This is a genomic window from Saccharothrix sp. ALI-22-I, from assembly GCF_001984175.1.
Classification (GTDB): Bacteria; Actinomycetota; Actinomycetes; order Mycobacteriales; family Pseudonocardiaceae; genus Actinosynnema.
In genome coordinates this window covers 93,199-105,429 of record NZ_MTQP01000063.1, presented here as the reverse complement: position 1 = coordinate 105,429, position 12,231 = coordinate 93,199, and the positions used below count along the sequence as shown (strand labels likewise).

At 70.6% G+C, this 12,231-nt stretch carries 15 protein-coding genes and 1 pseudogene; 10 read left to right on the top strand and 6 right to left on the bottom strand.

What is annotated here, in order from left to right:
* Positions 1-29: 29 nt before the first annotated feature.
* The gene (locus ALI22I_RS23900) at positions 30-542 is read right to left on the bottom strand and encodes a CGNR zinc finger domain-containing protein (RefSeq protein WP_077007780.1); all 513 of its coding nucleotides are present in this window, start codon (positions 540-542) and stop codon (positions 30-32) included.
* Positions 543-567: 25 nt separating this feature from the next.
* Between ALI22I_RS23900 and ALI22I_RS51105 the strand changes: the two genes are divergently transcribed.
* A complete protein-coding gene (locus tag ALI22I_RS51105) occupies positions 568-744 on the top strand; it encodes a hypothetical protein (RefSeq protein ID WP_179118334.1) in 177 nt (58 codons plus the stop codon).
* A 10-nt stretch (positions 745-754) separates the two neighbouring features.
* On the opposite strand, the gene ALI22I_RS23895 is transcribed toward ALI22I_RS51105, so the two are convergent.
* Positions 755-1,642, bottom strand: a complete 888-nt coding sequence (locus ALI22I_RS23895; RefSeq protein ID WP_238598532.1) for a sucrase ferredoxin — start codon at positions 1,640-1,642, stop codon at positions 755-757.
* A 163-nt stretch (positions 1,643-1,805) separates the two neighbouring features.
* On the opposite strand from ALI22I_RS23895, the gene ALI22I_RS23890 reads away from it, so the two are divergent.
* Positions 1,806-2,504 (top strand): alpha/beta hydrolase fold domain-containing protein, encoded by a 699-nt coding sequence (locus tag ALI22I_RS23890; protein WP_077007778.1) that lies wholly within the window; start codon positions 1,806-1,808, stop codon positions 2,502-2,504.
* Positions 2,492-3,205 (top strand): SDR family oxidoreductase, encoded by a 714-nt coding sequence (locus ALI22I_RS23885; RefSeq protein WP_077007777.1) that lies wholly within the window; start codon positions 2,492-2,494, stop codon positions 3,203-3,205. The genes ALI22I_RS23890 and ALI22I_RS23885 overlap by 13 nt, the downstream gene beginning before the upstream one ends.
* Here the strand turns inward: ALI22I_RS23885 and map are convergent.
* Positions 3,165-3,959 carry a type I methionyl aminopeptidase gene (map, locus tag ALI22I_RS23880; RefSeq protein WP_077007961.1) on the bottom strand — a complete coding sequence of 265 codons (795 nt, stop codon included), beginning with the start codon at positions 3,957-3,959 and terminating at the stop codon, positions 3,165-3,167. The genes ALI22I_RS23885 and map overlap by 41 nt on opposite strands.
* A 46-nt stretch (positions 3,960-4,005) precedes the next feature.
* Here map and ALI22I_RS23875 point away from each other — a divergent pair, with 46 nt between their 5' ends.
* Positions 4,006-4,263, top strand: a complete 258-nt coding sequence (locus tag ALI22I_RS23875; RefSeq protein ID WP_077007776.1) for a helix-turn-helix domain-containing protein — start codon at positions 4,006-4,008, stop codon at positions 4,261-4,263.
* Positions 4,263-4,874 carry a class I SAM-dependent methyltransferase gene (locus ALI22I_RS23870; protein WP_077007775.1) on the top strand — a complete coding sequence of 204 codons (612 nt, stop codon included), beginning with the start codon at positions 4,263-4,265 and terminating at the stop codon, positions 4,872-4,874. The genes ALI22I_RS23875 and ALI22I_RS23870 overlap by 1 nt, the downstream gene beginning before the upstream one ends.
* Positions 4,875-5,014: 140 nt before the next feature.
* On the opposite strand, the gene pip is transcribed toward ALI22I_RS23870, so the two are convergent.
* Positions 5,015-5,962, bottom strand: a complete 948-nt coding sequence (pip, locus tag ALI22I_RS23865; protein ID WP_077007774.1) for a prolyl aminopeptidase — start codon at positions 5,960-5,962, stop codon at positions 5,015-5,017.
* A 42-nt stretch (positions 5,963-6,004) separates the two neighbouring features.
* On the opposite strand from pip, the gene ALI22I_RS23860 reads away from it, so the two are divergent.
* Positions 6,005-6,472: a MarR family winged helix-turn-helix transcriptional regulator gene (locus tag ALI22I_RS23860; RefSeq protein ID WP_238598531.1), complete on the top strand. Its 468-nt coding sequence runs from the start codon at positions 6,005-6,007 to the stop codon at positions 6,470-6,472.
* 10 nt (positions 6,473-6,482) lie between these two features.
* Here the strand turns inward: ALI22I_RS23860 and ALI22I_RS23855 are convergent.
* Positions 6,483-7,429: pseudogene (locus tag ALI22I_RS23855) on the bottom strand (helix-turn-helix transcriptional regulator).
* A gap of 94 nt (positions 7,430-7,523) precedes the next feature.
* Here ALI22I_RS23855 and ALI22I_RS23850 point away from each other — a divergent pair.
* Positions 7,524-7,922 (top strand): VOC family protein, encoded by a 399-nt coding sequence (locus ALI22I_RS23850; protein WP_077007772.1) that lies wholly within the window; start codon positions 7,524-7,526, stop codon positions 7,920-7,922.
* Positions 7,923-8,462: 540 nt separating this feature from the next.
* On the opposite strand, the gene ALI22I_RS23845 is transcribed toward ALI22I_RS23850, so the two are convergent.
* Entirely contained in the window at positions 8,463-9,248 is a 786-nt protein-coding gene (locus tag ALI22I_RS23845) for a YqeB family protein (protein WP_077007771.1), read from the bottom strand.
* 133 nt (positions 9,249-9,381) lie between these two features.
* Between ALI22I_RS23845 and ALI22I_RS23840 the strand changes: the two genes are divergently transcribed.
* The 3 genes from ALI22I_RS23840 to ku (ALI22I_RS23830) all read left to right on the top strand — a co-directional run bounded on the left by ALI22I_RS23840 (position 9,382) and on the right by ku (ALI22I_RS23830) (position 12,226).
* On the top strand, positions 9,382-10,353 hold the full coding sequence (locus tag ALI22I_RS23840; RefSeq protein ID WP_077007770.1) for a tyrosine-type recombinase/integrase: 972 nt from the start codon (positions 9,382-9,384) through the stop codon (positions 10,351-10,353).
* Between the two features lie 70 nt (positions 10,354-10,423).
* A complete protein-coding gene (gene ku / locus ALI22I_RS23835; protein WP_077007769.1) occupies positions 10,424-11,209 on the top strand; it encodes a non-homologous end joining protein Ku in 786 nt (261 codons plus the stop codon).
* Positions 11,210-11,305: 96 nt separating this feature from the next.
* Complete coding sequence (gene ku, locus ALI22I_RS23830; RefSeq protein WP_077007768.1) at positions 11,306-12,226, top strand: non-homologous end joining protein Ku; 921 nt, start codon at positions 11,306-11,308, stop codon at positions 12,224-12,226.
* Positions 12,227-12,231: the final 5 nt, after the last annotated feature.

Genomic DNA, 12,231 nt, shown 5'->3' with positions numbered 1-12,231 from the left:
GTTCGGGTGGAGAGCCGGTGCGGTGCGGGTCAGGCGGTGCGGGTGCGGTGGTCGGCTACGTGGACGCGGTTGGCGCAGCGGGTGGTGCAGTAGCGGCGGCGGCCGTTGCGGGAGGTGTCGATGTAGACGGTGTCGCAGCCGGATCGGTCGCAGCGGCCGAGGCGTGAGGGGTCCTCGCAGACGGCGTGGGCGAGGCCGGCGGCGGTGAACGCGCGGAGCCGGTGCGGTGTGGGCAGGTGTTCGGATGCGAAGTGCAGGTGGGGGGCGCGGCCGTCGTGGGTGGAGATGTAGGGCTTGGCGGCGGCTTCGGCGAGCAGGTCGTTGACCAGGGCGATCTGGTCGGGGGTGCGGTCGAAGACGGGGGACAGGCGGGCGGCCCAGTCGGTGAGTTGCCGGGCCTCGTCGGCGTCGAGGGTGGTGACGGGGCGGTAGTCGTGCTCGCGCAGCAGGTCGAGCAGGGTGTCGGCGCTGCTGTCGGGGTCGGCGTTGACCAGCGCGGCGGCCAGTTCCGCGGCCGCGCCGCCGTAAGGGTTGAAATGCACTGAACCATGACATCACGCTGGTGGCGTGAACACCAGATGCCCTTGTTGCGGGTGGCCCAGCGCCGAGCACGTCTATCCGGTCTCGTCCCACCGCTCGGTGGACTACGTGCGCTGCGTGTGCGGGGTGTGGATGGTGGTGGAGGCGGGCCTGGTGGTCGCGACGGCGGGCGTGTCGGGATCGGCCGGGTTCGCGTCTCCGTGACGGGTCGGGGTCAGCCGACGGGGATGAGCTGTTCCACGGCGGTGACGACGAGCTCGGTGGCCTGGGCGGGGATCGCGCCGCAGCTCGCGGGCCGGGCGGCGGGCAGGTCGCGGGCGTCGACGGTGACGCGCCAGGCGCGGCCGTCGGTGTGGTGGACGGTGTCGCCGCGCACGGTGAGCACGTCGCGGTGTTCGCCGATGTGGTCGCGGACGGCGAGTTCGGCGGCCTGGCCGTGCGGGGTGTGGGTGGAGCGGCCGCGGCAGCGTTCGGTGACGACGTGTCCGCGGGCGGCCCGGTCGAGCAGCCCGGCGGCGAAGTCGGTGTCGAGGCGGCCGTAGGTGTAGCCGGTGGGCAGCAGCACGCCGGTGGGCGCGAAGCGGTGGCCGCCGGTGTGGGTGCACTCCCAGACGGCGTCGGGCCGGGTGGCGGCGAGGTCCTCGGCGAGGGGCCGGCCGCGCAGGGCGCAGCACACGTCACGGCGGCTGTTGGTGCACACCAGCAGCAACGGGTGGGTCACGGGCGTGCCGAAGCCGGTGGAGCGGCCCGAGCCGAGGGCGGCGAAGTCGAGGTCGAGCAGCGCCTCGGGTGCGGCGAGGTCGGTCTGTTCCAGCCACGGCCGGCCGGGGGTGGTGGCGGCGAGGTAGACGCGGCGCGGGGTGTCGTGGTGGGTGTCGGCGTGGCGGCCGGGGCGGCGGATGAGCAGGACGCGGACGCCGCGCTCGGCGGCGCGGCGGGCGAGTTCGGCGCCGAGCGCGGGGTCCAGGCGGCTCTGGGTGAGGGCGTCGCGTCCCCAGGGGCCGGGTTGTTCGAGGCAGATCCACGCGGCGGCGGTGGCGGCGGTGCCCGCCTGGGGTTCGTCGAGGTTCTCGGAGATCGCGGCGCAACGCGGCTCGGTCACGGCTCCAGAGTGCCCTGGCGGCACCATTCGAGTGACACCGGGGGCCGTATTCACACTTTCGTGCGCCTGAGGGCTGCTGTGAGTGGGTGTCCGGGTGGGTGTTCGCGTTGGGTGGACGCCAAGTGACCGCGGGAACCCGGGGGTGGGACGTAGGTTCGGGGGCATGATGATCACGGGTGAGGCGGCGGGGGTGCAGTTCGTGGCGGTGCCGCCGGCGGCGGGCGGTCGGCGCCTGGTGGTGGTGTGGCACCTGTTGGGCGAACCGGGGACGCCGGAGGCGATGGCCGAGGCGCTGCCGTTGACGGGCGTGGACGCGTGGCGGGTGTACGCGGCGCTGCCAGCGTGGGGCGAGGGCCCCGATCCGGTGGTGCTCGGGTACGCGCCGATGGTGGAGTCGGCGGTGGCCGCGATGCCCGCGCTGGTCGAGGCGGCGCGGGACCGGTTCGGGTGTGACGGCGGGCCGGTGGACCTGGTGGGCGGTTCGGCGGGCGGGCACATCGCGTTGACGACGACGGCGCGGGGCGTGGTGCCGGTGCGGCGGGTGGCGGTGGTGAACCCGGCGGTGACGGTGGAGGCCGTGGTGGAGGCGTCGATCGGGACGGGCGCCCTCGACTCCTACACCTGGACCGACGCCTCACGCGCGGCGGTGGAACCGCTGGACGTGCTCGCACGGGCGGAGAAGCTGACGATTCCGCTGCTGGTGGTGCGCGGCGAGCAGGAGTACCCGGCGTTCCGGCCGGTGCAGGCGGCGTTGTGCGCGGCGGCGCCGGACGCGCGGCTGGTGGACGTGCCGGGGTTGGCGCACATGCTGGTCACGCAGCAGGACCGGGTGGACGCGGAGATGAGCGCGTGGCTGGCCTGATCGTGGTGACCGGCGGCAGCCGGGGCATCGGCGCGGCGGTCGTGCGGCGCGTCGCGTCCGACGGGCACCGCGTGGTCATCGGCTACCGCGCCGCGTCGGCCGAGGCCGAGGCGTTGGCACGGGAGGTCGACGGGGTCGCGGTGCGGGCGGAGGTGTCCGACGAGACCGACGTGGACGCGCTGTTCGACACCGCCGCCGCGCTCGGCCAGGTCACCGGCGTGGTGGTCAACGCCGGCATCACCAGCCCGGTGGGGACGCTGGCGCAGCTGCGGACCGAGGACCTGCGGCGGGTGATCGAGGTGAACGTGGTGGGCGCGCTGCTGTGCGCGCGGCGGGCGGCACGGGACCTGGTTGCGGGCGGGGCGATCGTGTCGGTGTCCTCGGCGGCGGCCACGCTCGGCTCACCGGGCGAGTACGTGCACTACGCGGCGAGCAAAGCGGCCGTGGACGCGATGACGATCGGCCTGGCCAAGGAACTGGGCCCGCGCGGGATCCGGGTCAACGCGGTCGCGGCGGGCACGGTCCGCACCGCGATCCACGAGCTGTCCGGGGTGCCGGACCGGCCGCGGCGGGTGGCGTCGAGCATCCCGTTGGGTCGGCCCGGCGAGCCGGAGGAGATCGCCGAGGCGGTGGCGTGGCTGTTGAGCGACGCCGCGTCGTTCACGACCGGCGCGGTGCTGCGGGTTGCCGGGGGGCTGTGAGCACGCGCGGCCCGTCCTCGGTGATCGCGACGGTGTGCTCGACGTGCGCGGCGCGGCTGCCGTCGACGGTGTGCAGGGCCCACCCGTCCTCGGCGGCGTAGTACTCGTCGCTCCCGCCGGCGTGGAACATCGGTTCGATGGCGATCGCCATGCCGGGCACCAGCGTGAGACCGCGGCCGGGTGTGCCCTCGTTGGGCACGCCGGGCGCCTCGTGCATGGCGCGGCCGATGCCGTGGCCGCCGAAGTCCGCGGGCATGCCGTAGCCGGCCGCGCGGCCGATGACGCCGACGGCGTGCGACACGTCGCCGAGCTTCGCGCCGGGCACGGCGGCGGCGATCCCGGCGTCCAGCGCGCGCCGGGCGGTGTCGATGAGCAGCAGGTCCGCGGGGTCGGCCTCGCCGACGACGAAGCTGATCGCCGAATCGCCGTGCCAGCCGTCGAGGTGGGCGCCGCAGTCGATGCTGACCAGGTCGCCCTCGCGCAGCCGGTAGCGGTCCGGGATTCCGTGCACGATGAGGTCGTTGACCGAGGCGCAGATGACACCGGGGAACGGGGTGGGCGCGAACGAGGGCAGGTAGTTCAGGAACGACGACCCGGCGCCCGCGTCGCGGATGACCTGGTGGGCCACCTCGTCCAGCTCCAGCAGGGAGACCCCGACCCGCGCCCGGTCGCGGACCGCGGCCAGCGCGTCGGCCACGACGACGCCGGCGGCGCGCATCGCGTCCAACTCACCGGGGCTCTTCAACTCGATCACCACATGCTCCCAACCGTGATAGTAATACCGGTATTACTATCACAGCATGGTGCGACAGCCTCTCACCCAGTCCGACCGCGACCGCGGGGAACGCCTCGGCGAACTGCTGCGCCGGGCACGGGGGCAGCGCAGCATGGTCGACGTCGCCGCCGCGGCCGGCATCTCGGTGGAGACCCTGCGCAAAATCGAACGCGGCCGCGTGCCCACCCCCGCCTTCTTCACCGTAGCGGCACTGTGCGAGGCCGTCGGACTGTCACTGGACGGGCTGTCCCGCGCCCTGGAACCGCAGAGACTGTCGGCCTAGTGGAGCAGTTCGTCCGCTCGGTGACCACCCCGCGCCCCGTGCCGCTGACCCCCGACATCCTGCTGCACACCGCCGACGACATGATCACCCTCTGGGAACGCACCGGCGCACCCGAACCCCCGTTCTGGGCATTCCCGTGGGCAGGCGGACAGGCCCTGGCCCGACACGTGCTCGACCACCCCGGACTCGTCGCGGGACGCCGGGTACTGGACATCGCCTCCGGCTCCGGCCTGGTCGCCGTCGCCGCCGCCCGCGCCGGCGGACACGTCACCGCCAACGACATCGACCCGACCGCGATCGCGGCGATCACCCTCAACGCCCGCGCCAACGACGTCACCGTCACCATCACCACCGGCGACCTCCTCGACACCACCCCCGACGTGGACGTCCTGCTCGCCGGTGACGTGTTCTACGACCGCGACATGGCCGCACGATTCGAATCGTTCCTGCTCGCCGCACACCACCGCGGCACCCTGGTACTAGTGGGCGACCCGCAGCGGTCCTTCCTGCCACACGGCTGGACACGGGTCGACGCCTTCCCGGTCCCCGTCCCCCCGGACCTGGAAGGCGTCGCACTGAAGACGACGACCGTCTGGCGCCCCGCCCCCTGACCCGACCCCGCCCCTCCGCCCCCGCCGGCTGCCGGACCTTCCCGACGAACTCGACCAGGTCCGCGCTGAACACGTCGGGGGTCTGCACACCGGGGTAGTGGCCGCCCCGGTCGAACTCCGACGGGCAGCCCACCCGTCACCTACCGCCGATAGGCGAACCTGTCGGTCGCCGCGAGCACCGCCTCCGACATCCCCGGATCGGACCCCGCGTGCGACGCGCCCTGCACCACCACGAGCTCGGCGTCCGGCCACGCCCGGTCCAACTCCCACGCCGTCCACAACGGACCCTGCAGATCCAGCCGGCCGTGCACCAGGACCGCCGGGATGCCGTGCAGCCGCCCGACGTCACGCAACACCCGACCGTCCTCCAACCACACCCGGTGCCGGAAGTAGTGCGCGGTGATCCGGGCGAACGCCGTCCGCCACGCCGGATCCATCATCCGCGGACCCGGCCTGTAGTCCGGGTCCAACGAGATGATCGAGAACTCCCAGTCCGTCCAGTCCGTCGCGGCCTTCTCCCGCACCGCCGGATCCGGGTCGTTGAGCAGCACGTCGTAGGCCGCGACCAGATCGGTCGCGCCCTCGCCCGCGCCCAACCTGAACCTCGACCACTGCTCGGGGAACAACATGCCCAGCCCGTTGTACAGCCAGTCCAACTCGACGTGCCGGCTCGTGGTGATCGCGACCAGCACGACCTCGGTCACCCGGTGCGGGAACAACTCCGCGTAGTGCAGACCCAGCGTCGAACCCCACGACCCGCCGAACACCATCCACCGATCGATGCCCAGATGCTCCCGCAACCGCTCGATGTCACCCACCAGGTGCGCGGTCGTGTTCACCGACAGATCCGTCGAGTACTCGCTCGCGTGCGGCCGACTGCGGCCACTGCCACGCTGGTCGAACAGCACGATCCGGTAGGCCTCCGGATCGAACCGGCGACGCATACCGGGGGAGCAGCCCGTGCCGGGACCGCCGTGCAGAACCACCACCGGCTTCCCGTCCGGGTTGCCGCACGTCTCCCAGTACACGAGATTGCCATCGCCGACGTCCAACATCCCGTGCTCGTACGGCTCGATCTCCGGGTACATCACCACTCCTCACAAATGCAACAGTGCTGTTACGTTAGGGGAGTGGACCACACCTCGGCCGACCATTTTCTCGGCACCCGCCTCCGCCACCTGCTCGACCTGCTCGAAGGCGACGTCTCCCGCGTCTACACCGACCTCGGCCTACCGGGCTTCCGCTCCCGCTACACCCCGGTCATCAGCCTCGTCAACACCGGGGGACCGCAGTCCATCCGCGACCTCGCCACCACCATCGGCGTCACCCACTCCGCCATCAGCCAGACCGTCAACCAGATGCGCCGCGACGGCCTCGTCGAACTCGAACCCGGCGACGACGCCCGCAAACGGATCGTCCACCTCACCGACCACGCCCGCGCCATCCTCCCCACCCTCGACGCCGAATGGCAGGCCACCACCGCCGCCACCCGAGACCTCGACGCCGAACTGCCCTACCCCCTCACCGACCTCGTCGACGCCGCCCTGCGGGCACTGGGGGAGAAGCCCCTGCGCGACCGCATCCACGACCACATGTGACACCAACAGCTCACGACACGGGGGAGTACCGCGCCACCAGCTCCGCACCCAACCGCGCCAACTCCGCCCGCACCCCGTCCGACTCCACCACCTCCACCAACGCACCCCACCCCGCCAACACCTGCGCGATCATCAGGGCGGTGGTGGCCGACAACCGCAGCCGCACCCGCCCCTCCACCTCACCCAACACCTCACAGTGCCGCCCGAACTGATCCCGCAACACGAACACGTACCGCGGCTCCACCGACACCACCGCCGACACCGTCGACCGCCGCCGCTCCACCACCGACACCACCCGCTCCCACGCCGACGACAGGTCGAAATCCGCCGGCCGCACGAACACCTCCCCCGTCACCCGCGCCGACACCACCCGATCCACCGGAACGTCCGCTCACCCGCCTCCGTACCCGCCACCAGGTACCAGACCTCGTCCTTGTCCACCAACCCCCACGGCTCCACCACCCGCTCCGACCGCGACCGCCCACGCCCCTCGTACACCAACTCCACCCGACGCCGCCGCACCACCGCCTCCTGCAACACCTCCACCAACCCCGGCCGGTCACGCCCGACCCGACCCCACCCCGCCACATCCACCACCACCGCGTCCGCCGCAGCCTGCGCACCCTCCCGGAACGTCTCCGGCAACGCCCGCACCAACTTCCGCAACGCCGCCCGCACCTCCGCCGACCCCGCCGCCGCCGGACCCACCAACAGGAACAACGCCTGCGCCTCCGAGGAGGTCAACCCACTCAGATCCGTCCGCGCACGCCCCACCAACCGCCAACCACCACCACGCCCCGGCTGCGGGTACACCGGCACACCCGCCGCCGACAACGCCTCCAGATCCCGACGCGCCGTCGCCACCGAGACCTCCAACTCCCCGGCCAACTCCGCCGCCGTCACCCGCCCCCGCGCCTGCATCAACAGCAGAGTGGCCACCAACCGGTCCGCACGCATGGACCCAGTCTCGCCGCAAAAGTGCTCAGTCGGTGAGCACTTTGACCGCCAGGCTGGTACCAGCGAGACAACGACAACCGGAAGAGGAACCACCATGCTCCGCGGACTCACCACCACCAGCTTCTTCGCCGACGACCTCGACGCCGCAGCCGCCTGGTACACCGAACTGTTCGGCATCGAGCCCTACTTCACGGTCCCCGGCGGCTACATCGAATTCCGCATCGGCGACTACGAACACGAGTTCGGCATCGTCAAGAGCGACTACGCACCGCACGACGTCCACACCGGGCCTGCCGGAGCGATCGCGTACTGGGCCGTCGACGACCTCCAGGCCACCCTGGAGCGCCTCACCGAACTCGGCGCCAAGCCACACGACGAGCCGAAGGTCCGGGGCGAAGGCTTCGTCACCGCCAGTGTCGTCGACCCGTTCGGCAACGTCCTGGGCATCATGACGAACGTGCACTACTTCGACGTGCTGGGGAAGCGGTCCTGAACGCGTTACTTAACATAATGTAGATTATCGGCGTTACGGACAGGCCGGTGAACAGGGGCCGAGGCGCGGACCGTCCACACAGGCCGGACACGTTGTTCCGCACACCGTCGACCGGTGCCCGACGCGCCGTCGCGAACGCGCACCCGCGGCAACCGCCCGTGCGGACGACACGGCGCGACGGGCACCGACGGGCTTCGGCGAGCGGGACGGGCCACTGACGGTCGAAGGTCGCTCACCCCGGAACACCACCGTAGAAACGTCACAGTGACGGATCAGGGTCGTGTCGGCGGGCGTCGAGCCGACGCGCACACCGGGCTTCCGATCCATGTTGATCAACCGGGGTGGCCGGACGCCTCGGACCTTCGGCGGGTTCGCGTCATGCCCCGGCCGTGCCCTGGAGCACGTGACGGTGACGAGCTCACGCAAGTGCGTGTTCCAGGGGCGAATCCGGCCGGCTGCGGGGTGTCCGAGAGGGGCATCCCCCGGTCGGGGCCCGAACCCCTTCCGGACCTCTTTTTGATGGATAATTGCCATTATCCATCAAAGATCTTGATATCCGGGGGACCGGCGTCGCAGGTCATGTACATCGACCGGTCGATGCCGGGACCGCAGTCCTCCCCTGTCACGACGATTCTCGTGCACGCCGGCGATACTGCTGCCCCCTCCCCGGTCCCGAACGGCGATCCCCCTCGCGCGGAGCCCGTCCAGCGCGTCCGCCGCCGCGCCGGCCTTCTTGTCGACGAGGGCACGGTGGCGTACCCGGAGCAGGGTGTGTGCAGCCTCGTCGAGGTCGGGTGTGCCGTCGACCCAGCGGGTGAACTGCGCCTCGTGCGGATCGGCAGTCCCCCGCCACGGGTAGCCGAACCGCACGAACGCCTCGCGCAGTCCCCCGGTCGGCAGGTCGGTCGCCCGGACGCGGGCGAGTTCGTCCGTGTCGTGATCCAGGACGACGAGGTCCCGGCCGTCGGTGAACACCGCGCCCGTCCGGTCGCGGCGCAGGTGCAGCGCGGAGCCGTCCTCGTGCACGGCGATGTGGTCGCGGTGCACGGTCACCACCGGGCTTTGCCTGAGGGCTGTCGAGGCCAGCCATGTTCCTGTCGCGGCGCCGAGGAGGGTGAGTACGGGCACTGCCCACGCGGTGGGCAGCTGCGCGGCGATCCGGAGTGGGGCGGGGGCCGAGCCGGTGAGCTCCAGCAGCCAGTTCGCCAGTGGTGCGGTTGCGAAGGCGGCGCCGCAGCCGAGCGCGGTGCCGCCGGCTCGTAGCAGCCACAGCCATATCGCCGACATCCTGACCGTGACGGCGTCGTGGTCGGTGGTTGTCCCCATTATTTCCCCTCCGAGTCCTGCGGTGGTGGTGTGAGGTAGCGGGCGACGGTGCGCCGGAGTGCGGCGCCGGGGTCGTGTGCGGGATCGGCGTTGTCGTCGGGTTTTGTCGGTGGTGTGCGGTAGGAAGATCCACATGCGTGTGCTTGCCGCTCAGGAGTCGTTCTTCCTCGCCCGTCGGCCGCGGAAGGATTCGCCGCACACCACCGCGGCCTACCGGCGTGATCTGGCGGGTGTCACCGCGTTGTTGTCGGAGGTGACGGGTACTCCCCCGGATCGGTTGGAGATCTCGGATCTGACGGGTCGCAACCTGCGGGAGGCGTTCGGGGTGTTCGCGGATTCGCACGCGAAGTCGTCGGTGTTGCGGGCGTGGTCGACGTGGAACCAGTTCCTGACGTTCTGCGTGGCGGAGGATCTGGTGCCGGGTAATCCGATGGGTGCGGTGGCCAGGCCGAAGACCCCTCCCCTGGTGCCGAAGCCGTTGCGGGGTGAGGACACGCCGGAGCGGTTGTTGACGGCGGCCGCGGAAGGGGCGCGGAAGGGGCGTGATCCGTGGCCGGAGCGGGATGTGCTGGTGTTGGCGTTGGGGTTGGTGGCGGGGTTGCGGTCGGCGGAGATGCGGACGTTGACGTTGGCGTCGGTGGTGGGCCGGCCGGGTGAGCGTCGGTTGCACGTGGCGGGCAAGGGGAATCGGGACCGGTCGGTGCCGATCGAGCCGGCGATGGACCGGATCATCGAGCAGTACCTGGTGTCGTGTCGGCGGCGTTTTCCGCAGGCGCGGTTCGACCGGGGGTCGGCGTTGGTGCGGGATCGGCATGGGGAGCCGATCGGGCGGGGTGGGTTGGAGTATCTGGTGCGGTCGTGTTTCCGGTGGGCGGGGTTGCACGACCGGGTGCCGTCGGGGGCGAATCTGCACGCGTTGCGGCACACGTTCGCGACGCGGTTGGCGGAGGACGGTGCGTCTGCGTCGGAGATCATGGCGTTGTTGGGGCATGCGTCGTTGGCGACGTCGCAGAACTACATCGAGGCGACGGCGCGGGAGCGGCGTGCGGCGGTGGCGGGCAATCGGACGTATGTGTCGTTGGCGCGGTTGCCCCATCGGGAGTAACGATCACTCCGCGTTAATCCTTTTGGGTGACTTGCGTGAGTGGATGTTCGCACAGGTGTACGCAGGTGTTATGAGGGCTGTGTGGCGGGGTTCGGTGTCGTTCGGGTTGGTGGTGTTCCCGGTGCGGTTGGTGGGGGCGACGCGGGATCACGGTTTCCGGTTCCACGAGGTGCATCGGGCCGATGGTGGCCGGTTGCGGCATCGGCGGGTGTGTTCGGTGTGCGACGCCGAGGTGGATCCGGAGGGGGTGTGCAAGGGGTACGAGTTGCCGGACGGCCGGTTGGTGTTGTTGGAGGCGGAGGATTTCGAGGGGTTGGCCGGTCCGGTGGAGCCGACGATGGAGGTGGTGCAGTTCGCGGCGGCGGACGAGGTGGATCCGATTCTGTTCGGCCGGTCGTATTTCGTGGAGCCGGAGCGGGTGGCGGTGCCGTCGTACGCGGTGTTGCGTGATGTGTTGACGCGGTCTTCGCGGGTGGCGGTGGTGCGGATGGGATTGCGGCGCCGTGAGGTGTTGGGGGTGTTGCGGCCTCGGGGTGGTGTGTTGGTGTTGCACACGTTGTTGTGGCCGGACGAGGTGCGGGAGCCGGATTTCGATTCGGTGGACGTGGGCGTGGGTGCGGCGGAGGTTCGGCTGGCGGAGTCGTTGGTGGATTCGATGACGGCGCCGTTCGATCCGTCGGTGTTCTCGGACGGGTATCGGGAGGCGTTGGGGGCGTTGATCGAGGCGCGGGCGGCGGGTGACGGGATTCCGGTGAGCCGGGCGCCGGGCGAGACCGGTGGCGAGGCGCATTTGTTGGATGCGTTGCGGCGGAGTCTGGAGCGGGTGCGGTCGGGGCGGATCCGGCGGGAGGAGTAGTGGGCGCTGCCCCGGTGTGGGTGGCGTGGCCTGATTGTTAGACCGTTCAGGTGACGTACTGGTGCGGATCGTGCCGTTCACGGGTAGTCACATGGCATGAGGTCCGTGTGGCGTGGGGCGATCTCCTTCGGGTTGGTGACGATCGGTGTCCGGTTGTACACGGCCACGGAGGAGCACGACTTCCGGTTCAACCAGGTGCACCGGGAGGACGGTGGGCGCATCCGGTACCGACGGGTGTGTCAGGTGTGTGGCGAGGAGGTCGCCTACGCCGATATCGCGAAGGGCTACGAGCTCGACGACGGTCGGGTCGTGGTGATGGACGACGAGGATTTCGACAAGTTGCCGATCAACACCGATCACGCGATCGACGTGTTGGAGTTCGTGCCGGTGGAGGAAGTCGATCCGATTTATTTCCAGAAGGTTTATTATCTGGAGCCGGACAAGGCGGCGACGCGTCCGTATGTGCTTCTCCGTACCGCTTTGGAGCGCAGTGGGCAGCTCGCGGTGGTGAAGATCACGATTCGTCAGCGGGAGACGTTGGCGATGTTGCGGGCGCGGGACGACTTGTTGGTGATGCACACGATGTTGTGGCCGGATGAGGTGCGCAAGGCCGATTTCGAGTTCCTGGAGTCGGAGGTGGATGTCCGGCCGCAGGAGTTGAAGATGGCGTCGTCGTTGGTGGAGAGCATGGCGGGGTCGTTCGATCCGGGTGATTTCACCGATGACTACACCGAGGCGATGCAGAAGGTGATCGAGGCGAAGGCGGCGGGTGCGGAGTTGCCGGAGCGGCCCGAGGAGGAGGCCGGTGAGGTGATCGACCTGATGACGGCGTTGGAGCGGAGTGTGGAGCAGGCGAAGTCGGCGCGGGGTGGGAAGCCGGCGGCGCGGAATGCTCCGGCGCGGAAGCCCGCGGCGAAGAAGACCGCTTCCTCGGACGGGTCGTCGTCTCGTGGGTCGTCGTCCGGTGGGTCGTCGTCGCGGAAGGCTCCGGCGAAGAAGAAGGCGAAGCCCGCCTAGGCGCG

Bases quoted from the DNA above. Each gene is read 5' to 3' on its own strand.
- ALI22I_RS23875 (WP_077007776.1), top strand. From the start codon at position 4,006: ATGGTGCGACAGCCTCTCACCCAGTCCGACCGCGACCGCGGGGAACGC.
- ALI22I_RS23845 (WP_077007771.1), bottom strand. From the start codon at position 9,248: ATGGGGACAACCACCGACCACGACGCCGTCACGGTCAGGATGTCGGCG.
- ku (WP_077007769.1), top strand. From the start codon at position 10,424: ATGAGGGCTGTGTGGCGGGGTTCGGTGTCGTTCGGGTTGGTGGTGTTC.
- ALI22I_RS23850 (WP_077007772.1), top strand. From the start codon at position 7,524: ATGCTCCGCGGACTCACCACCACCAGCTTCTTCGCCGACGACCTCGAC.
- ku (WP_077007768.1), top strand. From the start codon at position 11,306: ATGAGGTCCGTGTGGCGTGGGGCGATCTCCTTCGGGTTGGTGACGATC.
- ALI22I_RS23840 (WP_077007770.1), top strand. From the start codon at position 9,382: ATGCGTGTGCTTGCCGCTCAGGAGTCGTTCTTCCTCGCCCGTCGGCCG.
- pip (WP_077007774.1), bottom strand. From the start codon at position 5,962: ATGTACCCGGAGATCGAGCCGTACGAGCACGGGATGTTGGACGTCGGC.
- ALI22I_RS23890 (WP_077007778.1), top strand. From the start codon at position 1,806: ATGATGATCACGGGTGAGGCGGCGGGGGTGCAGTTCGTGGCGGTGCCG.